The sequence below is a fragment of the Geodermatophilus sp. SYSU D01186 genome (assembly GCF_054050215.1).
Window position 1 is genome coordinate 27816 of record NZ_JBJGYW010000007.1, and the last position, 21854, is coordinate 49669.

The following is a 21854-nucleotide window of genomic DNA, read 5'->3' on the forward strand; positions in this document are numbered from 1 at the left end:
CAGACCGTCAGGACCGGCCCCCCGCCCCTCACCTCCTGCGGCGCCCTCTCGCGCGATCTCGCACGGTCCCGGGGGCCGGGGCGTGCGAGATCGCGCGATCCCGTCAGAGGGGTCAGGCGGCGGCGACCGCCCGGAGGACGTCGACCCGCGCCGCCCGTCGCGCCGGGCCGACCGCGGCCAGGACGCCGGCCAGCGCCGCGGCCAGCACGTAGACCGCCAGCCGCCCGCCGGGCACCGCCACGACGCTCAGCCCCTCCCCGGCCAGGCCGCGGGTCAGCGCGGCCCCGAACGCCAGCCCGAGGACGGCCCCCAGCAGGGCACCGAGCACCGCGACGACCACCGACTCCCAGCGCACCACGGCGCGCACCTGCCGGCGGGTCGTGCCCACGGCCCGCAGGAGGCCGAGCTCGCGGGTCCGCTCGAACACCGACAGCGCCAGGGTGTTGACGATGCCGAGCAGCGCGATGACCACGGCCAGCGCCAGCAGCATCGTCACGATCGCCAGCAGCTGGTCGATGGTGGCCGCCTGCGACTCGGTGAACGACGCCGCGTCGTCGAGCTGGGCGTTCGGGTACGCCGCCGCGGCCGCCTCCAGCCCGGCCCGCACGTCGTCCAGGTCCGCCCCGGGCACGGTGGCCACGAGCACCGCGACGTCCAGCGGCGAGCCGCCGTTGGCGCCGTGCGTGGCGAGGGTGGTGACGTAGTCCCCGCCGAGCAGGGCGGTGTTGCCGAAGGTGCCCGCGACGGTCAGCTCCTGCGCTCCCGTCTGCGCGTAGACGACCTCGACCCGATCGCCCACGGCCCAGCCCCGGGCCTCGGCGACGCCGTCGGAGACGAGGACCGAGGAGTCGTCGAGGTCGGCGACCGCGCCGGAGCTCACCTGGAGGTCCGCGGCGGCCTCGACCGTGGCGGGGTCGACCGCGACGACGAACGCGCCCGCGCCGTCCACCTGGGCGGAGCCGAACCGCAGTTGCGCGACCGTGTCGACCCCGTCGACCCCCCGCAGCCCCTCGGCCAGTGCCGGGGGCAGCCCCGGGGAGGCCTGGCCGGCGGCCTTGAGGATGAAGTCGGCGCGGGTGCTGTCGGTGATGACGTCGGCCACCGAGGCCTTCATCGACGACGCGACCACGGTCACGGTGGAGACCAGCGCCAGCCCGATCATCAGCGCGGTCGCGGTGGTGGCGGTGCGCTTCGGTGTCCGCAGCGCGTTGCGCCGGGCCAGCTGCGCCGGCGTGCCGCCCAGGCGCGCGACCACCGCACCGATGACCCGGATGACGCCGACGGCGACGGCCGGTGCGAGGGCGAGCACGCCGGCCAGGGTGAGCAGCATCCCGGCGCCGGCGACCGCCGGCCGGCCCTCGTCGACGACCGCCCAGGTCAGCGCGGCGGCGCCGAGCACGGTGAGGACCAGCCCGGTGGCCACCCGGAGCCGGCTCATCGGCCGCGCCGGGGCGTCCACCGAGCGGAGCGCGGCGATCGGCGCGACCCGCGTGGCCTGCCGGGCCGGCAGCAGCGCGGCCAGCACGGTCACCACCACGCCGACGAACAGGGCGGCGACGACGGTGCGCGGCTGCACCTGCAGGCTCGTCGTCGGCACCTCGATGCCCGCCACGCCGAGCACCGCCCGCAGGCCGGCGGCCACGCCGACGCCGAGCGCCAGCCCGATGCCGGCGGCCACCAGGCCGATGACGAACGCCTCCACGACGACCGAGGTGCGCACCTGCCGGCGGCTGGCGCCGATCGCCCGCAGCAGGGCGAGCTCACGGGTGCGCTGGGCCACCAGGATCGAGAAGGTGTTCCAGATGATCAGCCCGCCGACCAGCAGGGAGATCGCGGCGAACCCGAGCAGCGCGGTGGTGAAGAAGCCGAGCGCGTCGGCGACCGCGGCGCTGGACTCGGCGACGACCTCGTCGGAGGTCACCGCCTCCAGGCCGCCGGGCAGCGCGGCGGCGACCCGGTCGCGCAGCTCCTCGGCGCCGACGCCGTCCTCGGCCCGGACGGCCACGGTGTCGTAGACGCCGACCTTGCCCAGCACCTGCTGCGCGGTGTCCTGCTGGAAGGCGGCCATGGTGGCGCCGGCCAGGTTGTCGGCGTCCCCGAAGCCGAGGATGCCGCTGAGGGTGAACGCTCGCGGTCCGTCGGCGAACAGGATGGTGACCTCGTCGCCGGGCGCGTAGCCGGTCCTCTCCGCGGTGGCGGCGTCCACGACCACCTCGCCGGGGGACGACGGGGCCGAGCCGCTGCGGATGGAGATCCCGCCACTGAGCTCGGGCACCTCGGGGAAGCTCGTGCCCAGGGTCGGGGCGCCGCCCGGCTGCACGGGCTCCCCGCTCCTGTCGAGGACCAGCGCGTAGCCGGTGACCGCCCCCTCGGCAGCGGCGACGCCGTCGACCGCCTCGACCCGCTCGAGCACCGCGGCGTCGAACGGCCTGGTGTTGCCGAGGGTCGTGGCGTCGGAGAACGCCGACTCCCCGCGCACGGTGACGTCGGTGCCCTCGGTCAGCCCCTCGTAGAGCTGGTCGAAGGTGGCCGTCATCGTGTCGCCGAGCACGAACGTGCCCGAGACGAAGGCGACGCCGAGGCTGATCGAGACCGCGGTCAGCGCCAGCCGGAGCTTGCGGGCCAGCAGGCCCTTGAGGACGACCTTCCGCATCAGTTGCCCAGCCGCTTCATCGTGTCGAGGACGGCGTCGGTGGTGGGCGCGGTCAGCTCGTCGCGGATGCGGCCGTCGGCGAGGAACACCACCCGGTCGGCGTGCGCGGCGGCCACGGGGTCGTGGGTGACCATGACGATGGTCTGGCCGAACTCGTCGACCGCGCGGCGCAGGAAGGCCAGCAGGTCGGCCCCGCTCCTCGAGTCGAGGGCACCGGTGGGCTCGTCGGCGAAGACGATCTCCGGCCGGGTGACCAGGGCGCGGGCGGCGGCGACGCGCTGCTGCTGCCCGCCGGAGAGCTGGGCGGGGGTGTGGTCCAGCCGCTGCTGCAGGCCGACGGCGGCCACCACGGTGTCGAACCAGTCCTGGTCGACCGTCCGCCCGGCGAGGTCCAGCGGCAGCCGGATGTTCTCGGCCGCGGTCAGCGTGGGCAGCAGGTTGAACGCCTGGAAGACGAAGCCCATCCGGTCGCGGCGCAGGAGGGTGAGCTCCTTGTCGCGGAGGCCGGTCAGCGACCGGTCGCCGAGCCGCACGTCGCCACTGGTCAGCGTGTCGAGCCCGGCGAGGCAGTGCAGCAGCGTCGACTTGCCCGAGCCCGAGGGGCCCATGATCGCGGTGAAGCGGCCGCGGTCGAAGGCGACCGTCACGCCGTCCAGCGCGCGGACCGTCGCCTCCCCCGTTCCGTAGGCCTTGACGGCGTCGACGGTGGCCGCCGCGGGCTCCGGCTGCGCGGGCGGGCGGGCGACGGACGTGGTGCTGGGTGCCGACATGGCGGTCTCAACTCCTGGGGTGGGGTTCTCGGTGGGGATCGTGGGCGCGCCGGGAGGCGGGCACATCGGCTCGGTGGCCGGGCCCGGGCTCGGCGGTTTGACGTAGTCCGGCACCGGTCGTGAGGCCTCGACCGCGCGAGATCGGCGATCTGGCGCGGTTTCGACGCCCGGAGCGCGCGAGATCGGCGATCTCGTGGCGGGATCAGCTGCCAGTCAGGGCGGTGGCCTCCTCGGGTGCCGGCCGCGGGGCCGGCAGGGGCGGCGCCGGGACGGCGGCCGGCTCGTGCTCCAGGCGCGGCAGCCAGGCCAGCCACCGCGGCAGGTACCAGTTGGCCTCGCCGAGCAGCCGCATGACCGCCGGGAGCAGCACCGCCCGCACCAGGGTCGCGTCGAGCAGCACCGCGACCGCCAGGCCCAGCCCGATCTGCTTCATCGACGTCATCGACAGCGCGACGAAGCAGGCGAAGACCAGGACCATGATCCCGGCGGCGCTGGTGACCACCCCGGCCGACGAGGTGATCCCGGTCCGGACCGCCTCCCGGGTGGGCAGGCCGCGGTCGTGACCCTCGCGGATCCGGCTGAGGATGAAGACGTGGTAGTCCATCGACAGGCCGAAGAGGATCACGAAGAGGAACAGCGGGATCCAGTTGACGATCGGCCCCGTCGCGTCCAGCCCGATGAGGCCGGCGCCCCAGCCCTCCTGGAAGACCAGCACCAGTGAGCCGTAGGCCGCCGCCACCGACAGCAGGTTGAGCACGATCGCGGTCGCCGCGGCCACCACCGAGCGGAACGACACGAGCAGCAGCAGGAACGCGAGCACCAGCACGAACCCGAACACCCACGGCGTCCGGTCGGCCATGAGCTCCTCGAACGCCACCGAGTAGGCGGTGCTGCCGGAGGTCACCACGGTGACGTCACCCAGCGCGCCCACGGTGGAGGGGACGACGTCGTCGGCGAGGGCAGCCAGCGCGTCGCGGGAGGCCTGCTCCTCGCCGTCCCCGGCCAGCGGCACGGAGACGACGGCGACGGTGCCCGCGTCGTTGGCCTGCACGGTGATCGGCTCGCTCATCCGCCCGGTGGCCAGCGCCGCCGTCCGCAGGTCGGCGATCGCGGCCTGCACCGCGGGCGTGGTCACGTCATCGGCCTCGATCACCACCTCGGCCGGGTCGGAGCCGCCCGGGAACGCCTCGGCGATGCGCTCGTACGTCTGGATGACGGCGAGTTCCTGCGGCAGGTCGGGAATGCCCTCGTTGCGCAGCGACAGCCCGGACGCGGGGACGGCGAGGCCGACCAGCAGCCCGCCGGAGACCACCGCCGCCACGAGCGGGCGGCGCAGCACGACGCCGAGCACGGCGGGCCAGAACCGGCCCTCGGCGGCGGCCCGCCGGCGGCGCAGGAACGGCAGCCGGCCCTTCTCCACGCGGTCCCCCAGCCAGCTCATGAGCGCCGGCAGCACGGTCAGCGACCCCAGCACCGAGGTGAGGACGACGAGGATGGTCGCGACCGCCATGCCGGTGAACACCGCGAACCCGGTGAGGAACATGCCGGCCATCGCCACCATGACGGTGATGCCGGAGATCAGCACCGACCGGCCCGAGGTGGCCGCGGCGACGTCCAGCGCGGCCTCGGCGGACAGCCCGCGGGACCGCTCCTCCCGCTCGCGCTTGAGGTAGAACAGCGAGTAGTCCACGCCGACGGCCAGGCCGATGAGCAGCATGACGGTCTGGGCGTTGCCGTCGACGTGCCACAGCTGGCTGGCGAAGCCGAGCAGGCCCAGTGCGCCGGCGAACGCGGTCAGCGCGAAGACCAGCGGGAGGACGGCGGCGACGAGCGCGCCGAAGGTGAGCAGCAGCACCGCCAGGATGATCGGGATCGACAGGTACTCGGCCCGCTCGAAGTCCGCGTCGAGAGCCGCGTCGAGGGCCAGGTCGGCGCTGGTGCCGCCGAACTGCTCGACCCGGACGTCGTCGTGGTCGGCGGCGACGGCGGCGACGGCGTCCTGGACGGCCCCGATCCGGTCGGCGGCGGTCTCCGGGTCGCCGGCGATGTCGAAGGTGACCAGCGCCGAGCGCCCGTCGGCCGAGACCAGCGGGGCACCGTCCAGCGGGCTGACCAGGTTCGTCACCTCGGGGGTGGCGTCGAGCCCCGCGACGAGGTCGGTGAGCGCGGCAGTGGCGGCGGCCTCGGGGACGCCGTCCGCCCGCTGGACGAGCACCATCTCCGAGGCCGGCTCGGTCCACCCGTTGCGGTCGAGGATGCGCTGGGCCTCGGCCGGGGCGCCGACCATCTGCTCGGCGCGGGTCAGCTCACCCGAGGGCAGCATCCCGCCGAGGACGACGGCGGCGAGCACGAAGGCCAGCCAGCCGGCGACCGCCGTCCTCCGGTGCCGAGCGCTCCACCGGCCCATCCGGGCGGCGAGGTTGCCGCGTCCGTCCACTCTCGTCTCCTGTCGGTCTCGCACGGTGGTCGAATCTGCTGGTCAGGCGGCCGGCAGCCCATCCCGCCAGCTGGCCTGCGGGGTGTCGGGCCAGCCCGACACCCCGGCCGTGCCGGCGGCGAGCAGGGCGGCGACCAGCCCGTCGAGCGCGCCGTCCTTCTCCACGAAGGCGGCGGCGCCGGCGGCGAGCGCCCGTCTGCGGACGCTGCCGGCGGCGCTCATGGCGACCGCGGGCACCGCGGCGGAGGCGAGCTCCTCCAGCACGGCCAGCCCGGTGCCGGCGTCGGGCAGGTGGACGTCGAGGAGCACCACGTCGGGGCGTGCGCAGGCCAGGCAGCGCCTCAGCTCCGCCGCGGACCCGCAGACGGCGAGCAGCGCCAGGCCGCCGACCTCCGACAGTGCCGCGGTCAGCGCCGCGCGCACCCGCGGGTCGTCGTCGGCCACCAGCAGCCAGAGGGGACCGACGGGCACACGTCCTCCTCCGGCTGTCCTCAGCGGGGCGGGAGCCCACCCGGGGAGAGAGCCTGACCGCGCGGCGCGCGGCGCGGATGCGGCAGGAGGCCGGACTCCGGCTGCGTCATCCCGCCGACGGACTCGGCCGGATGACGTACCAGCCCCTCGCGGACGGCGTACATCGCCGCCTGCGTGCGGGAGGTCAGGCCGAGCTTGGCGAGGATGTTGCTCACGTGGGTGCGGGCGGTGCGCTCGGTGACCTGCAGGTGCGCGGCGATCTCCCGGTTGGTCCGGCCGTCGGCGATGAGCGCCAGCACCTCCCGCTCGCGCGGGGTGAGGGTGACCGCCCCGACCTGCGGCGTGCGGAGGGCCGCGGTCAGCTCACGGGCGACGGCGGGGGCCAGGTGCACGTCCCCACGGGCGGCGGCGCGGACGGCGGCGGCGACGTCGTCGGCCTCGGCGTCCTTGAGCAGGTAGCCGCTCGCGCCCACCTCCAGCGCGGCCCGGACCTGCGCCTCCTCCAGGAAGCTGGTCACCGCGACCACCTCCACCGACGGCCAGCGCCGCTTGACCTCGCGGGTGGCGGCGATGCCGTCGAGCGCGGGCATCAGCAGGTCCATGAGGACGACGTCGGGCAGCTCCCCGGTGGGCTCGAGGACGGCGAGCCGGTCGAGCGCGGCCCGCCCGTCGGGGGCCTCGCCGACGACCTCGATGTCGTCGACGAGCGCGAAGAACGCGCGCATGCCGTCGCGGACCACCCGGTGGTCGTCGACGAGGAACACCCGGATGCTCACGGCCTGCCTCCTGGCAGTCGGACGGTGACGCGCGTGCCCCGGCCGGGGGCGCTGTCGAGGACGAGGTCGGCGCCGATGGCGGCGGCACGGTCGCGCATGGTGCCCAGCCCGAGGGAGCCGGCGCGCCGCGTGCCGGGGTCGAAGCCCACGCCGTCGTCGGCGACCTCGACGGTGAGGCCGTCGTCAGCGGTGACGGTCACCCCGGCCGCGCCGGCGCGCGCGTGCTTGACGGTGTTGTGCAGCGCCTCGAGCACGATCCGGTACAGGTGCTCCTCGGTCTCGGGCGCCAGCACCGGCCGCTCCGACGGGCCGCTGACGAGGATCGGCAGCCCCTCGCGGGCCCCGAGCGCGGCGGCCTGCTTGGTGACCGCGGCGACCAGCCCCTCCTCGGCCAGCGCGCCGGGGCGCAGCTCGAAGATCAGCGCCCGCATCTCGGCCAGCGCGCCCTGGGTCAGCTCGCGCAACTGGCCGACGGTGCGACCGAGCGGGCCGTCGTCGGGCAGGCCGAGCCGGGCCATCGCCAGCTGGGCGGTGCGTGCGTGCAGGGTCATGGAGAACAGCGCCTGGGAGACCGAGTCGTGCAGGTCCCGGGCCAGACGCTGGCGCTCCAGCAGCGCGGCGGCCCGGCGGCCGTCGGCGAGCAGCCGCGCGTTCTCCACGGCGACGGCGGTCTGGTCGGCGACCGCGCGCAGGAACGCCAGCTCGTCGGCCTCGGGGTCGGGACCGGGCGGCCGGTAGAGGTGCAGGGCACCGAGGCTGCGGCCGAGGGAGTCCAGCGGGAGGGAGAGCACGGTGTCCCACGGCACGCCGTCCAGGTAGCGGTGCAGCGGCGCGGCGAGCGGGTCGGCGAGCTTGCGGGCCGGGGCGTCCCGGGTGAGCAGCAGCTCCTGGTTGCGCAGCGCGGCCGTCGTCGGCAGGTCGGCGCCGGCCGCCCACGTGGCCTGCAGACCCTCCTCGTACCCCTCGGGCAGGCCGTGCGTCGCGAGGACGGCCAGCCGGCCGGTCGCGTCGACGACGTGCAGCGCGGCGGCCACACCGGCACCGGCCTCGACGAGGACGCGGACGACGTCGCCGGCGGTCACCTCCAGCGGCTGGTCGACGGTGAGGCTCCCGGCGACCCGGCCGAGGGCGGTGACCCGCCGTTCCAGCAGCGCCATGGCCTGCGCGCGCTCGCCCTCCTCGGCCCGCAGCGCCGCGCGGGTGCGGTCCAGCCGGACGGCGAGGCCGATGATCGCGGCCGCGGTGCGCAGCGCGGCCTGCTCGGCGGCCGACCAGGTGCGCTCGGCGGTGCACTCGTCGAAGCCGACGTGCCCCCAGAACTCGCCCTCCACGAACACGGGGACGACGACGGTCGAGATCACGCCCTGCGGCTCGAACAGCGCGCGCTCCGCCTGGGGGAAGTCGCGGACGGCGCCGGAGACGATCTCGCCGCGGCCGAGCAGGTCGAGCCACCGGCCGAAGTCGGGCTCGTACGGCATGGCCTGCAGCTGCGGGTCGTTCCCGGCGACGGGGATCCCGGGGGCGTCCCACTCGCCGATGCTCCGGCTGCACAGTCGTCCCTGGTCGTCGAGCACGTGGTCGGCGACGAACACCCGGCTGACCTCCGCGGCCCGCCCGAACGCCCCGAGGATCTCCGGCAGGTGGCGGCGCCACCCGTCGTCCGCCCCGAGGAGACGTTCGGTGGCCGAGCGCGCGGCGTCGAGGATCGCGTCGCGCCGCAGCAGCTCCTGGTCCGGCGTCCCGGTCACCGAGGGCACCGGGTCGCGCGCACACCGGAACTGTAGCGGCACTCCTCTACAGGGGATCGGTCCTGACCGCAACTCGAGCGTCCGCGTCCTGCTCAGGCGGCGGCCTGCCGCAGGTCCCCCCGCTCGAGCAGCACCGCGACGGCGCCGCCGGCGACCAGGCCCCAGAACGCCGAGCCGATGTTCAGCAGGGTCACGTCGGCGACGGTCACCAGGAAGGTGACCAGCGCGCCCAGCGTCAGCCGGCCCGCGAACGCGGTGACGAAGGAGGCCTGCAGCACCCGGAGCATGGCCAGGCCGGCGAGGGTGGCCACGAACGCCGCCGGCGTGCCCAGCAGCAGGTCGGTGGCCAGCGGCGCGAGCACGCCGAAGACGACGGCCAGCAGCCCGCAGACGACGCCGGCCGTGTAGTGCCGCGACCGCTCCCCGGAGGCCGACAGCAGCGCGTTGGTGGGGCCGGTCAAGCAGGTGGAGACGCTTCCGACGGCGGCGGTCAGCAGCGACCAGACGCCGCAGGCGACGGTGATGACGGTGACCGGCGGGGTGTGCCCGGCCGCCCGCAGGACGGCGACGCCCTGCCCGTTCTGGACGACGATGACGGTGATCGCCAGCGGGACGACCAGCTCCAGCAGCGCCTGCACCGACCACGCCGGGGCCTGGAACACCGGCGCGGCCACCCACGAGGTGGCCTCCGGACCGGGGTCGAACCGGCCGGAGACGGCCACCGCGACCGCCCCCACGGCGAGGACGGCGAGCAGCGGCGGCACCACCCGAGCCAGCCCGGGTAGGGCGCTGACCACCAGGAAGGTGAACACCATCGGCCCGGCGAGGGCGAGATCGTCCTGCAGCGCGTGCACCAGGTCCAAGCCGAAGCGCAGGAAGACCCCGGCGACCATCGCCATCACGATCGGCATCGGGATGACCGCCATGAGCCGCCGCACCCAGCCGGTGAGGCCGAGGACGACGATCAGCAGCCCGGTGGCGACGAACGCGCCGACCACCTCCGGCCAGGACAGGTGCGTCAGCGCCGGGCCGACCAGGACGGTGCCAGGGATGGTCCAGAAGAACGACAGCGGCTGCCGGTACAGCCAGCAGGCCAGCACGGTGAGGACGCCGTTGAGGGCGAAGCACCCGAACAGCCAGGACGCCAACTGGTCGCGGCTGAGCCCGCCCGCGCCGCCGACGGCGAGGATGACGGCGACCGGGCCGGTTGCGGCGAAGACGAAGCCGATGAGGCCGTTGGCGGCGTAGACGGCCCCGAGGTCGCGGGCCACCTGCCGGAGACCGGCCGGCGGCCGGGCGGGGCGCTCCAGCAGGTGCTCGGGATCCGCCATGCCCTCCCCCGCCGCTGCCGTGTCCCCGGCATCATGACCCGCACCCCCGCGAGCCCGCGCCTCCGCCGGTCGGCACGGCGGAGCCCCACGACCCGGTCCGGCCGGGCCGGGAGGCCCTGTCCGCACCCCGGCGCCCGGCGCTTCGGTGGCCCCATGACCGACCTGGACGCACCGCCGGCCACCGTCACGCCTGCCTCGCTGCGCATCGACGAGGTGATGCCGCACTTCGACACCAACGTCGTGCAGCACATCGTCGTGAACGCCGGACCGCGGGAGACCTACGAGGCCCTGCTGGACGCCGACTTGATGGACAACCCCCTGACCCGGCTCATGGTCGGCGTCCGGGACCTGCCCAACGTGCTGCGCAGTCGCGAGCTCACCCGCCGGCCGGGATTCCGCATCCGCGACACCACGGCGGGCGAGGAGGGCGGCTGGGTGTCGCTGCGCGAGGCGCCCGGGGTGGAGTTCCTCGTCGGACTGGTCGGCCGGTTCTGGCAGCGCGACTACGGGATCGTGCGCCTGCGCCCGGAGGAGTTCGCCGGCTTCGACCGCCCGGGCTACGCCAAGACCGTCGCCGCCTTCTCCCTCCACCCGCACGGCGCGGGGCGCACTCTGCTCACCTACGAGTGCCGCACGGTGACCACCGATGCGACGGCCCGGCGCCGCTTCGGGGCGTACTGGCTGCTGCTGCGCCCGTTCGTCCGGCAGCTGCAGCGCGCCACGCTGGTGGCGGTGAAGCGTCAGGCCGAGCACGCCCGCACCCCGCACCCGGCGTCGGCCTTCGCGCCACTGCCCGCGGACGGCGACCGGTGAGCACGCAGCAGGTCGAGGAGGTCAGGCTGCAGCAGCAGCCGGCCACGGTGGTGCGCGGGCACGTCGCCGAGGAGGCGCTGCCGGAGTTCCTCGGCGCGGCGTTCGAGGAGACCCTCGCGGCCATCTCCCGCCAGGGGCACACCCCTGCCGGCCCGCCCTTCGCCTGCTACCTCATGACCGACACCGGTGTCGACGTCGAGGCCGGGTTCCCCGTGACCGGACCGGTGACCGCGGCCGGCCGGGTCGTCCCCACCGAGCGCGTCCTGCACCGCGGCCCCCACGCCGGGGTGGCGGAGGCCTACGCCCGCGGCGAGCGCTGGCTGGCCGAGCCCGGACGTCGAGCAGCCGCGGACCGTCGTCCACCTGCCCGTCCGGACCGGGTGAGCCGCACCGCCCGGCGACCGGGTACCTCCGCGGATGCTCGTGCTCTGCCCACGGTGGTGGGCAGAGCACGAGCATCCGCGGGGGAGGTCCCGGTGGGACGCCGCAGCCCGCGACCGGGGCCACCAACACATCGCGGCCCCGTCCTCAGTGAGGGCAGGGCCGCGGTGCTGTCTCAACCAGACGTGCACCCGAAGGGATTCGAACCCCTAACCTTCTGATCCGTAGTCAGATGCTCTATCCGTTGAGCTACGGGTGCCTGGTGTTCAGTTGTCGTGCGCGGAGGCTCCGGGATTTGAACCCGGGATGGGGATTAACCCAAACCGCATTAGCAGTGCGGCGCCATAGACCGGACTAGGCGAAGCCTCCCGGGGTCCGAGTCCCCCCGGAACCACCGAGGAGAGACACTACCAGCGCCTCGGACGGCGGTTCACGGGGCCCCTCCCCCGGCCCGTCGATCAGGCGGCGACCGGCTCGGCGGCCACCCGTCGCCGGCCGGGCAGCAGGGTGACGGTCACCGCCAGCGCGGCCCCGGCGACGGCCAGCAGCAGGCTGCCGGAGACCCCGGCCGGACCGTCGATGAGCGCGCCGCCCAGCGCCGCACCGATCGCGGAGGCGCCGGTGGCCATCGTCGACAGCCAGGTGAACGCCTCGGTCGTGGCGTGCGTGGGGGCCAGCGTGCCGACCAGCGAGCTCTGCACGGTGAGGGTCGGCGCGATCGCCGTCCCGCCCAGGAAGAGCAGCGCGCCCAGCACCCACGGGCCGGACGCCGCGGTGAGCGGGGCCAGGCCGATGGTGACGCCGAGCAGGAGCCAGCGGTACTGCCGCGGCAGGGAGACGCTGACCACGCGGGCGCCGAACCACAGCCCGCCGGCGACCGAGCCCAGCGACCACAGGGCCAGCAGGACCCCGGACATGCCCGGCGTGCCCGCGGCGTCCGCCCACGCCGGGATGGCGACCTCGAGGGCACCGAAGCCGAGCATCAGCGCCGCACCACTGGCCAGCAGGCGGGGCATGCCGGGGGTGAGCACCGTGGCCAGCGGGTGCGCCCGCTCGGCGGCCGGCGCGGGCACCCAGCCACGCATCGCCCGGGACGTCGCGATGCCGACGGCACCCGCCACGGCCAGGGCCCCGGCGACGCCCAGCGCCCACGCGGGGGCCGCGAGCACGGCGAGCGCGGCCACGACGGTGGGGCCGGCGACGAAGACCAGCTCGGTGGCGGTGGCGTCGAGCGCGAAGGCGGTGGTGCGCACCCGCGGGTCGACCCGCGACCACAGCGCCCGGACGGTGCCCGACACCAGCGGCGTCGCCGCCCCGGCGAGGGCGGCGGCGGCCACGATCGCGGCCGTGGGCGCACCACCGAGGACGACGGCGACCAGCAGCGCCAGGAGCAGCGGGTAGGCCGCGGCCTGGGCGAGGAGGACCGGGCGAGGGGTGCGCTGGTCAGCCAGCCGGCCGAGGACCGGCGCCATGACCGCCATCGCCAGGCCGTAGGCGGCCGACGCGACACCGGCGACGGCGTAGGAACCGGTCTGCTGCTGCACCATGAGCAGCAGCCCCAGCGGGACCATCGCCGACGGCAGCCGGCCGGCGAAACCGGCCACGAGCAGCACCGGGGCGGACGGCAGCCGCCAGACGCTGAGGTACGAACGCACGACGAACCCACTTCGGACGAGCAGATGAGGAAGAGTAGGGGGCCAAACTCTGTTGGCCACCTACAGGTTAGGGACGCGGCGGTAGGGAGTCAAATGAGATACGCCACCTACGTGTCGCGCGGGGCCGGAGGGGACCGGGGAGCCTGATGGACTACGACACCTACGGGTCCAGCGCCGTCGAGCTGGCCATCGACCTGGCCAACGCCGACCGGGACGCCGACTGGCTCGCCGCCTTCCTGCGCGCCCACGACGAGTGGTTCGAGCCGGGCACCGCTCTCGACCTCTCCCCCGCCGAGGCCACGCAGGCCGCCGAGACCGCCGATCTGGTGCGCGCGGTCGCCGTGGCCGGGTCCCAGCCGGAGGTGATCGAGCGGCTCAACGCGCTGCTCGCCCTCGCCTCGCCCCAGCCGTACGCGACCGACCACGACGGCGAGCTGCACCTGCACTACGCCCGCGCGGACGCCTCGGCCCTGGAGCAGCTGACGACGACGGTCGCGATGGGCCTGTCGCAGGTCGTCGTCCAGCACGGGTGGCAGCGGCTGGGCGTGTGCACCGCCGAGGGCTGCGACAACGTCTACGTCGACACCTCGCGCAACGCCAGCCGCCGTTACTGCTCCAACACCTGCGCCAGCCGCTCGACCGTCGCCGCCTACCGCGCCCGCCGCAGGACCTGATGGAGTGGATCCGTCGCCATCACCCCGACGGATCCACTCCACAACCGCTAGCGTCCAGCGGCATGCGCAGTGCCCGGCACTGGGACGCCCGCCTGCACTCTCTCGTCGGGGGCCTGCCCGACTCGCCGGCCGACCGCTGGCTGCGCCGGCTCACCACCGCCGCCGACCACGGCCGGCTCTGGATGGCGATCGGCCTGCTGCTCGGCCTGCGTCGCGGCGCGCTGCGGCGGGCCGCCATCCGGGGGCTCGGGTCGTTGGCGGTGTCCAGCACCGTGGTCAACGCCGTCCTCAAGCAGGTGTTCAGCCGGCGCCGTCCCGACCTCGCCGGGCACGCGCTGGAGAAGCTCCTGCACCACCCGCTGACCACCCACTCCTTCCCCAGCGGGCACGCCGCGTCGGCGGGGGCGTTCGTCACGGGCGTGGCGATGGAGAGCCCGCTCGCCGGGGCGGCGCTCGCGCCGGTGGGCCTGGCGGTCGGCTACTCCCGCGTGCACGTGGGCGTGCACTACCCGGGGGACGTCGTCGCCGGCCTGGCCGTGGGCGCGGCGGTCGCCACGGCCGGCCGGCACTGGTGGGCGGTGCGTCCGACCACCCCGGCGCGGGTCCGACCGGCGCGGTCGGCGCCGGCGCTGCCCGAGGGGGAGGGGCTGGTCGTCGCGGTGAACCCGCGGTCGGGCCCGGACGGGTACCACCCCGCCGAGGACGTCCGGCGGCTGCTGCCCCGCGCCGAGGTCCACGAGACCACGCCGGAGACCGGCGTCGCCGAGCTGCTGGCGGAGGCCGCGCGCTCGGGACGGGCCCGGGCACTGGGCGTCGCCGGTGGCGACGGGAGCGTCGCGGCCGCCGCGGCGGTCGCCGTCGAGCACGGCCTGCCGCTGGCGGTGCTGCCGGCCGGCACCCTCAACCACTTCGCCCGGGACGTCGGCGTGCACACCCTCGAGCACGCCGCGGAGGCGGTGGCCGCCGGGCAAGCCGTCGAGGTGGACGTCGCCGAGGTCAACGGGACGCCGTTCCTCAACACCGCGAGCCTCGGCAGCTATCCCGAGATGGTGCGCCGCCGGGACGCGCTGGCCGGGCGGATGGGCAAGTGGGCGGCGATGACCGTGGCCGTCGCCCGCACGCTCCGACACGGGACCCCGGTGTCGCTGCTGATCGACGGCCGCCCGGCGCTGGTCTGGATCCTCTTCGTCGGCAACTGCCGCTACACCCCGCGCGGGCTGGCCCCCGCCTGGCGACCGCGACTGGAGGACGGGCTGCTCGACGTCCAGTACCTGCGCGCCGACGTCCGGTTCAGCCGCACCCGCGCCGTCCTCGGCTCGCTGCTGGGCATCAGCGACCGCAGCTCCGGCTACGCCGACCTGCAGGTCCGCGAGGTGCGCGTGGTGTCCCGCTCGGGGCCGCAGCAGGTGGCCTACGACGGCGAGACCGGCGAGCGGGCCACGGAGTTCGCCTTCGGCAAGCGCGCCTGCCTCACCGTGTACTGCTCCCGCACCGACTGACGGCGACCAGCCGCTGCGGCGTGGGACTCGGTAGGCGGAGTGGCGGTGATCTCACTACGGTCCGAGCAGGGGTGTCCCGGTCGTGACCGGGGCACCCAATGTCCCCGATGAGAGAGGTCCTCCCATGCTGGTCCGCCGGATCGCCCGGCCCCTGCTCGCCTCGACGTTCGTCTACGGCGGCATCGACACCCTGCGCAACCCGCAGTCGCGGGTGGCCGGCGCCAAGCCGGTCGTCGACACGATCACCGCCAAGGCCGACGAGCAGCTGCCCGTGCAGGTCCCGCGGGACGTCGAGCAGTGGGTCAAGATCGACGCCGCGGTGAAGGTCGCCGCCGGTGCCCTGTTCTCCCTCGGCAAGCTGCCCCGGCTGTCGGCCACCGCGCTGGCGGTGAGCACCGTGCCGACGACGCTGGCCGGACACCGCTTCTGGGAGCACGACGACCCGCAGCAGAAGGCCGGCCAGACGATCCACTTCCTCAAGAACCTCGGCCTGCTCGGCGGACTGCTGATCGCCGCGGTCGACACCGAGGGGAAGCCGTCGGTCGGCTACCGGGCCCGCCGGGCGGCGAAGCGGGCGGCCGACACGACCGAGAAGAGCTACGCGAAGGCCCAGAAGCGCGCGGCCAAGGCGCACAGGAAGGCCGAACGGCGGGCGAAGAGGGCCTCCCGCTGAGCGCTCCCCTCCCACCCGCGGCCGCGCTCCGGAGGATCGCCTTCCTCCTGGAGCGCGCCCGCGAGCCCACGCACCGAGTCGCGGCGTTCCGCACCGCCGCCGCCGTCGTCGACACGCTCGGGCCCGACGAGCTCGACCGGCGGATCCGTACGAAGACCCTCACCGACCTGCGCGGCATCGGCCCCAAGACCGGGGCGGCGATCGTCCAGGCCCACGCCGGCGAGGTGCCCGAGTACCTGGCGCGGCTCGAGGAGGCCCACGGCGAGCTCGTGCCGCTGGCCGACGACGTCGCCGAGTTCCGGGCCGCGCTGCGCGGGGACCTCCACGTGCACTCGGACTGGTCCGACGGCGGCAGCCCGATCAGGGAGATGGCCGAGGCGGCCATCGGCCTCGGCCACGAGTACATGGCGCTCACCGACCACTCGCCCCGGCTGACGGTCGCCAACGGGCTGTCCCCGGAGCGGCTGGAGCGGCAGCTGGACGTCGTCGCGGAGCTCAACGAGGAGCTGGCGCCGTTCCGGATCCTCACCGGCATCGAGTGCGACATCAACCTCGACGGCTCGCTGGACCAGACCGACGAGCTGCTGGGCCGGCTGGACGTCGTCGTCGCGAGCGTGCACTCCGACCTGCGCGCGGACCGGGCGGCGATGACCGAGCGGATGCTGACCGCCGTGGCCGACCCGCACACCGACGTCCTCGGGCACTGCACCGGCCGGCTGCTGATCCCCCGCGAACAGCGGGAGGGACGCCGGCAGCGGCCGCGGCCGGAGAGCGAGTTCGACGCCGAGGCGGTGTTCGGGGCCTGCATCGAGCACGGCACCGCCGTGGAGATCAACTCCCGGCCCGAGCGGCTGGACCCGCCGCTGCGGCTGCTCGCCCTCGCCGTCGAGCTGGGCTGCGAGTTCGCGATCGACACCGACGCCCACGCCCCCGGTCAGCTGGACTGGCAGGGCAACGGCTGCGAGCGCGCGGTGGAGGTCGGCGTCCCGGTGGAGCGGGTGGTCAACACCTGGCCGGCAGACCAGCTCCTCGGCCGGACGACCGGCTGAGCGCCGGCGGCTGATCCGCGGCGGCGCCCAGCCGGCGTCCGCAGTCCCGCCCGGGTGCACGGCCGGCCACCCCCGTGCTGGCAGGCGCACCCGGGCGGGAGGTCACCCGCGGCGGACGGCGGTCACACGCCGCCCCGCGGTTCGGGCACCGAGACGTCCGGCAGGCTGACCCGGCGGCCGTAGTCGCGCACGAGCCGCGGCAGAGGCACCTCCCCCACCGGCCGCTCCGCCGAGCGTGCGGCCGGCTGCTCGGCGGCCGGTACCTCCCGGGCCACGTTGTCCGAGAAGGACACCCGTGGCCGAGCCGGCAGCGCCTGCGCCACGTTGTCGGCGAAGGTGACCGGCCGCGGCTCGGCCGCGACCGGACGGGGTGCCGGCACCGGGACGGCCGTGCGGACGCGGTCCCACGGCAGCAGCCGCGGCCGCCGCGCCGCCGCGACGTCCTCGACCCACCCGACGGCCAGGACGGCGACGAAGATCAGCGCCCACGCGGTCATGTACTCGACGACCATGCCGCGGGCGCCGTCGGTGTCCCACCCGGAGATCGGGGTGTGGGCCAGGACGACGGGGGCCATCGCGATCGCGACGTTGCCCCACAGGTAGATCGTCATCGCCCGGCTGTTGAACAGCGACACGATCGCACCCAACGTCGGCAGCCGGTCCAGCCAGGTGAACCTCGGGTAGATCCGCAGCAGGATCAGCACGGCACCCAGGCAGTAGGGCATGTTGGCCAGCGGGACGTCGTCGATGTTGTACGTGCCGTACTGCTCCTGGTGCGTGAAGGCGTACCAGAGGCCGATGCCCACCAGCGCGACCCCGGCGAGCAGCGTGCGCTTGAGCGGCAGCGCGCGCAGCTTCCCGTCGTGGTGGGCGAAGCCGATCATCCAGCAGCAGGCGTAGATCGACAGCTCGACGATGTTGTCGTAGGTGCGCCCGCCGAGCTCCACCAGGCCGAGGACGGTCACGATCAGCACGACCGGCGGGACCGCCATCATCCGCAGCGGCCAGCGGCGGAACAGCCACAGCATCGCCGGGCTGAGCAGGATGAACCACAGGTAGACCCGGATGTACCAGAGCGGGACGACCCAGTCGAAGGCGTCGGCGGAGTACGGCGGGTCCGACAGCGGCAGCAGCCACAGCCAGGCGGTGCTCCAGTCGAAGGTGTTGATGCTGCTCTCGACCCGCCAGCCGACGGCGAACATGGCGGCCACGACGACCGCGCCGAACACCCAGAAGGGCGGCAGCAGCCGGCGCACGCGCTTGCGCCAGAACGACCGGGCGGAGCCGGCGCGGTCCAGCGACGCGGCCACCAGCCCCCCGCCGAGGGCGAACATGATGCCCATCGCCGGGAAGGCCATGGGCAGCCAGGCCCAGTCGAACGTGTGATAGGTCATCACACGGATCAGCGCGAACGTCCTCAGGAAGTCGATGTACCGGTCCCGCTGCGCCATCACTGCTCCACCCCCTTGCTCGTAGTGGTCGTCACCGTTCTCCACACCTGCGGGTCCTCCCCGCCGAGACTCCAGATCGCCACGCCGCGCAGCCGCGCCTCGACCGCGATCGCCTGCTTGCGCTGCAGCGAGCGCGCGTCCTCGTACCAGACCGTGTGCTGCTGACCGTCCTGCTCGTAGGCGAAGGTCCACGCGGCGGCGTCGTCGTCCCACCGGGGCTCGGCGCCGACCCGTTCGGCCAGCGCCTCGGCGTCGGTGGCCGCGAGGGAGGTGCCGGTGTCGCCGACCCAGTCGTAGCCGTAGGTGGGCAACCCGAGCATCAGCTTCTCCCTCGGGACGCGGTCGACGGCGTGGTCGACGACGTCCTGCACCCACTCGACCGGGGCGATGGGCCCGGCCTCGCTGGTGCTCCAGTGGTGGTCGTAGGTCATGACCCGCACCTCGTCGACGATCTGCCCGATGACCCGGTAGCTGTAGGCCAGGCCGGTGGGGTCGTCGTCGCTGGTGCGGGCCGGGACGGCGACGGTCAGCTGCAGACCGTGCGCGTCCAGGTCGTCCCGCAGGCCCTCGAGGAACTCGGTGTACTGCGGGCCCGCCGTGGGCGGCAGCGACTCGTAGTCGACGTCGATGCCGTCCCAGTCGTTGGCCACCGCCAGCTCGACCAGCTGGGCGCGGTGGTCGGCGGCCCGTGCCGGGTCGGCGAGCAGGTCGGCGGTCGCCTGCCCCTGCCACTCCCCGCCGCTGAAGTTCTGCACGGTCGGGACCAGCAGGACGTCGTCCTCCCCCGCCAGCCGGTCGAGGACCTCGGCCGGCGGCGGGGTGAGCGACAGCGAGCCGTCGGGGGCGACGGCCGCCCAGGTGGGGCTGACCTCGGTCAGCCCGCCCTCGTCCAGTGCGGTCTCGAGCGACCCCGCGGCGCGCTCGTCCCACACCGGCAGCCAGGCAGCGGTGACCAGCGGCTGGGTGCCCGGGAACAGCCGCGGCCGCAGGACGACGGCCCCGACGACGAGGACGACGACCGCGGCGGCGACCGCGAGCCACAGCAGCGGGTCGCGACGGTGGTGGCTCATCACGTGCCCACCGCCACCGGCTGCGGCGCCGCGGCTGTGGCCGTGGCGACCTCGTCCATGTGGGCGGTGCGGGCGAGCTTGCCCCAGCCCAGCCGGATGCCGCGGACCGCCGTCCCCAGCGAGGCGTACAGCAGGTACACCCGCAGCGGCTCGTAGATCAGCCGGTACACCGGCACCATCAGCAGGTGCTCGGCGCGCTCGTCGAGCAGTTTGACCGCGATGACCGCGAGCAGCCCGTAGACCACCGCGAACAGGCCGAAGTAGAGCGCCAGCATGAGCGGGCCCTGATCGGCGAGGGTCTGCACGACGCCCAGCAGGATCAGCGGGGTGAACACCAGCGGGACGACGAGGGTGACCACCGTCATCGGCATGAACAGCATGCCCAGCCAGCCGTAGCGCGGCCGCAGCAGCATGTTCCGGTGCCGCCAGACCGCCTGGATGGTGCCGTACATCCAGCGCACCCGCTGCCTGAGCAGGGCGTCGAGGGTCTCGGGCGCCTCGGTCCAGGCGACCGCCTGGTCGGCCTGCTCTACCTGCCAGCCGTGCTGGTGCAGGGCGAGGGTGAGGTCGCAGTCCTCGGCGAGGGTGGCGTTGTCGTACCCGCCGGCCTCGAGGACGGCGGCCTTGCGCCAGGCCGCGCACGCGCCGGGCACCACCATCACCGCGTTGAGCAGGGCGCCGGCGGCACGCTCGAGCCCGATCTGGGTGACGTACTCCAGCGCCTGCCACCGGGTGATGACGTTGGTGGAGTAGTTGCCCACCTTGATGACGCCGGCGACGGCGCCCACCCGCGGGGAGTGGAACTGCTCCATGAGCCGGGCCACGGTCGTCGGCGTGAACAGGGTGTCGGCGTCCAGCGTGACCACGAACTCGTGCCGGGCCTCGGCGAACCCGTTGTTGAGCGCGGCCCACTTCCCGGCGTTGTCCTGCCGGATGAGCCGCACCCGCTCGTCGCGGTCGGCGACCAAGCGCACCGCGGCGGACGTGCCGTCGGTGCTGCCGTCGTCGACCACGATGATCTCGCCGATCGGGTACTTCGACGCCAGCAGGTAGTCCAGCGTCCGCGCGATCACCTTCTCCTCGTTGAACGCGGCGATGAGCACGCTGACCGGCGGCCGGCCCATGTTCACCGGCCGGATCCGCCGCTTCGCCCGGGCGACGGCGAGGACGGCGTTGAACAGGCCGAAGCCGAGCATGGTGACCAGCGCGACGACGAAGAGGACGTAGAGAAGGTCCGGCGGCAGCACGAACAGCACCTCGGCGCCCCACAGCGCCAACCGGTCCCAGAGGCTGACCGACACCCCCGTGACCGTGTCGATCGAGGGCTGGGACTGCGGCATCGTCGTGAACGAGTAGCCGGCCGCCTTCGCCTCGGCGATGAGGTCCTCGACGTAGGCGATGGTCATCGACCGGTCGCCGCCGGAGTCGTGCAGCAGCATCGTGATGTTGTCCTGGTCGCCCAGGGGCGGCATCTCGATGGGGCCGGGCTCCTCGCCGCTGGCGTGTGCCCAGTCCAGCGTGTCGAAGTCGTGCGAGGCGACCGTGTAGCCCAGCTGCTGGGCCCGGAGGATGCCGGTGGTGTCCTCGCGGACGGTCTCCTCGTCGGGGCTCTCGTACGGCAGCCGGAAGAACGGCGCGGCCTGGCCGGTCTGCGCCCGCATGATCCGGTCGGCGACGGCGAGCTCGAGCTTCTCCCGGAAGGCCGTCGCGTCGCTCACGTCGACGTGGGACAGCGAGTGGTTCCCGAGCGCGTGGCCCTCCCGCACGATCCGCTGCATGATCGCCGGGTTCTTGGCCACCTGCTCGCCGGTCACGAAGAAGGTCGCGGGCACGCCGTTCTCGCTGAGCAGGTCCAGCAGCTGCGGGGTCCAGCGCGGGTCGGGGCCGTCGTCGAAGGTCAGCGAGATCGTCCGGTGGACGTGCGGGCCGTACCCGTAGAACTGCAGGGCGTAGTCGGCGTCGCCGACGGTCCGAAGCTCGTCGCGGTCCAGCCGCCCGACCACCTCGCCGGTGAACGGCTCCTGCGCGTAGGTCTCGCCGTCGGCGCGCAGCACCTCGACGACCCGCACCAGCGGGCCGGCACCGATGATCGGGGCGTCGTCGCCGACGTCCTCCGGCGTGGGGCCGGCGGGGACGGGCGCACCGGCGAGGGTCGGCGCGGCCAGGATCCTCGGGACGGCGACGACCGCGAAGCCGACGGCGAGGAGGAGCAGCGTCAGCAGGACGGCGCGCAGCCGTCGCCAACGCCGCCCGGAGGGGCTGGCGAAGACGGGGATCGTGGCCGTGCCGCGGCCGAGGCCGGGCGTGGATCGCCTCATGGTTCGAAGTCCTTGGGTGCAGGTGTGCGTGCGGGCGTGAGGGGGTTCGGGCGCGACCGTGGGAACGGGTCAGGCGGTCGACGGC

General features: G+C 74.6%; 17 protein-coding genes and 2 tRNA genes. 6 read left to right on the forward strand and 13 right to left on the reverse strand.

Annotation, left to right across the window (positions count from 1 at the left end; genetic code table 11):
* Window positions 1-112: 112 nt before the first annotated feature.
* From ACI784_RS07235 to ACI784_RS07265, 7 genes are all read right to left on the reverse strand, one after another.
* Entirely contained in the window at window positions 113-2653 is a 2541-nt protein-coding gene (locus tag ACI784_RS07235; RefSeq protein ID WP_457012959.1) for an ABC transporter permease, read from the reverse strand.
* Window positions 2653-3423, reverse strand: a complete 771-nt coding sequence (locus ACI784_RS07240; protein WP_457012960.1) for an ABC transporter ATP-binding protein — start codon at window positions 3421-3423, stop codon at window positions 2653-2655. Before ACI784_RS07240 ends, ACI784_RS07235 begins: the two co-directional genes overlap by 1 nt.
* 202 nt (window positions 3424-3625) lie before the next feature.
* Window positions 3626-5860 (reverse strand): MMPL family transporter, encoded by a 2235-nt coding sequence (locus ACI784_RS07245; protein WP_457012961.1) that lies wholly within the window; start codon window positions 5858-5860, stop codon window positions 3626-3628.
* 42 nt (window positions 5861-5902) lie between these two features.
* Entirely contained in the window at window positions 5903-6331 is a 429-nt protein-coding gene (locus ACI784_RS07250; RefSeq protein WP_457012962.1) for a response regulator, read from the reverse strand.
* Between the two features lie 20 nt (window positions 6332-6351).
* Window positions 6352-7107: a response regulator gene (locus tag ACI784_RS07255; RefSeq protein WP_457012963.1), complete on the reverse strand. Its 756-nt coding sequence runs from the start codon at window positions 7105-7107 to the stop codon at window positions 6352-6354.
* Window positions 7104-8855 carry a histidine kinase gene (locus ACI784_RS07260; RefSeq protein ID WP_456921305.1) on the reverse strand — a complete coding sequence of 584 codons (1752 nt, stop codon included), beginning with the start codon at window positions 8853-8855 and terminating at the stop codon, window positions 7104-7106. Before ACI784_RS07260 ends, ACI784_RS07255 begins: the two co-directional genes overlap by 4 nt.
* A 92-nt stretch (window positions 8856-8947) precedes the next feature.
* On the reverse strand, window positions 8948-10186 hold the full coding sequence (locus ACI784_RS07265; protein ID WP_456921303.1) for a benzoate/H(+) symporter BenE family transporter: 1239 nt from the start codon (window positions 10184-10186) through the stop codon (window positions 8948-8950).
* 153 nt (window positions 10187-10339) lie between these two features.
* Between ACI784_RS07265 and ACI784_RS07270 the strand changes: the two genes are divergently transcribed.
* Both ACI784_RS07270 and ACI784_RS07275 read left to right on the forward strand, forming a co-directional pair.
* Window positions 10340-10999, forward strand: coding sequence for a hypothetical protein (locus ACI784_RS07270; RefSeq protein ID WP_457012964.1), 660 nt, complete (start codon window positions 10340-10342; stop codon window positions 10997-10999).
* Window positions 10996-11601, forward strand: coding sequence for a hypothetical protein (locus tag ACI784_RS07275; RefSeq protein ID WP_457012965.1), 606 nt, complete (start codon window positions 10996-10998; stop codon window positions 11599-11601). The genes ACI784_RS07270 and ACI784_RS07275 overlap by 4 nt, the downstream gene beginning before the upstream one ends.
* On the opposite strand, the gene ACI784_RS07280 is transcribed toward ACI784_RS07275, so the two are convergent.
* From ACI784_RS07280 to ACI784_RS07290, 3 genes are all read right to left on the reverse strand, one after another.
* Window positions 11567-11639 (reverse strand) — tRNA-Arg (locus ACI784_RS07280). The genes ACI784_RS07275 and ACI784_RS07280 overlap by 35 nt on opposite strands.
* Before the next feature lie 21 nt (window positions 11640-11660).
* Window positions 11661-11749: transfer RNA gene (locus tag ACI784_RS07285), tRNA-Ser, on the reverse strand.
* Between the two features lie 89 nt (window positions 11750-11838).
* Window positions 11839-13035 (reverse strand): MFS transporter, encoded by a 1197-nt coding sequence (locus ACI784_RS07290; RefSeq protein ID WP_457012966.1) that lies wholly within the window; start codon window positions 13033-13035, stop codon window positions 11839-11841.
* A 146-nt stretch (window positions 13036-13181) separates the two neighbouring features.
* Between ACI784_RS07290 and ACI784_RS07295 the strand changes: the two genes are divergently transcribed.
* From ACI784_RS07295 to ACI784_RS07310, 4 genes are all read left to right on the forward strand, one after another.
* On the forward strand, window positions 13182-13709 hold the full coding sequence (locus ACI784_RS07295) for a CGNR zinc finger domain-containing protein (protein WP_457012967.1): 528 nt from the start codon (window positions 13182-13184) through the stop codon (window positions 13707-13709).
* 62 nt (window positions 13710-13771) lie between these two features.
* Window positions 13772-15208: a phosphatase PAP2 family protein gene (locus ACI784_RS07300; protein ID WP_456921263.1), complete on the forward strand. Its 1437-nt coding sequence runs from the start codon at window positions 13772-13774 to the stop codon at window positions 15206-15208.
* Between the two features lie 124 nt (window positions 15209-15332).
* Window positions 15333-15881: a DoxX family protein gene (locus ACI784_RS07305; protein WP_456921262.1), complete on the forward strand. Its 549-nt coding sequence runs from the start codon at window positions 15333-15335 to the stop codon at window positions 15879-15881.
* Window positions 15878-16930, forward strand: a complete 1053-nt coding sequence (locus ACI784_RS07310) for a PHP domain-containing protein (RefSeq protein ID WP_457013060.1) — start codon at window positions 15878-15880, stop codon at window positions 16928-16930. The genes ACI784_RS07305 and ACI784_RS07310 overlap by 4 nt, the downstream gene beginning before the upstream one ends.
* A 122-nt stretch (window positions 16931-17052) precedes the next feature.
* On the opposite strand, the gene ACI784_RS07315 is transcribed toward ACI784_RS07310, so the two are convergent.
* Genes ACI784_RS07315 through ACI784_RS07325 form a run of 3 tightly spaced genes read right to left on the reverse strand, consistent with a single transcriptional unit; the run spans window position 17053 to window position 21769 of the window.
* Entirely contained in the window at window positions 17053-18381 is a 1329-nt protein-coding gene (locus ACI784_RS07315) for an acyltransferase family protein (protein WP_457012968.1), read from the reverse strand.
* Entirely contained in the window at window positions 18381-19451 is a 1071-nt protein-coding gene (locus tag ACI784_RS07320) for a glycosyl hydrolase family 18 protein (RefSeq protein WP_456921260.1), read from the reverse strand. Before ACI784_RS07320 ends, ACI784_RS07315 begins: the two co-directional genes overlap by 1 nt.
* Window positions 19451-21769, reverse strand: coding sequence for a bifunctional polysaccharide deacetylase/glycosyltransferase family 2 protein (locus ACI784_RS07325; RefSeq protein WP_457012969.1), 2319 nt, complete (start codon window positions 21767-21769; stop codon window positions 19451-19453). Before ACI784_RS07325 ends, ACI784_RS07320 begins: the two co-directional genes overlap by 1 nt.
* Window positions 21770-21854: the final 85 nt, after the last annotated feature.

What these genes read in the sequence shown, in the direction of transcription:
- ACI784_RS07270 (WP_457012964.1), top strand. Translation starts at nt 10,340, where the DNA reads ATGACCGACCTGGACGCACCGCCGGCCACCGTCACGCCTGCCTCGCTG.
- ACI784_RS07325 (WP_457012969.1), bottom strand. Translation starts at nt 21,769, where the DNA reads ATGAGGCGATCCACGCCCGGCCTCGGCCGCGGCACGGCCACGATCCCC.
- ACI784_RS07240 (WP_457012960.1), bottom strand. Translation starts at nt 3,423, where the DNA reads ATGTCGGCACCCAGCACCACGTCCGTCGCCCGCCCGCCCGCGCAGCCG.
- ACI784_RS07305 (WP_456921262.1), top strand. Translation starts at nt 15,333, where the DNA reads ATGCTGGTCCGCCGGATCGCCCGGCCCCTGCTCGCCTCGACGTTCGTC.
- ACI784_RS07300 (WP_456921263.1), top strand. Translation starts at nt 13,772, where the DNA reads ATGCGCAGTGCCCGGCACTGGGACGCCCGCCTGCACTCTCTCGTCGGG.
- ACI784_RS07235 (WP_457012959.1), bottom strand. Translation starts at nt 2,653, where the DNA reads ATGCGGAAGGTCGTCCTCAAGGGCCTGCTGGCCCGCAAGCTCCGGCTG.
- ACI784_RS07265 (WP_456921303.1), bottom strand. Translation starts at nt 10,186, where the DNA reads ATGGCGGATCCCGAGCACCTGCTGGAGCGCCCCGCCCGGCCGCCGGCC.
- ACI784_RS07315 (WP_457012968.1), bottom strand. Translation starts at nt 18,381, where the DNA reads ATGGCGCAGCGGGACCGGTACATCGACTTCCTGAGGACGTTCGCGCTG.
- ACI784_RS07295 (WP_457012967.1), top strand. Translation starts at nt 13,182, where the DNA reads ATGGACTACGACACCTACGGGTCCAGCGCCGTCGAGCTGGCCATCGAC.
- ACI784_RS07320 (WP_456921260.1), bottom strand. Translation starts at nt 19,451, where the DNA reads ATGAGCCACCACCGTCGCGACCCGCTGCTGTGGCTCGCGGTCGCCGCC.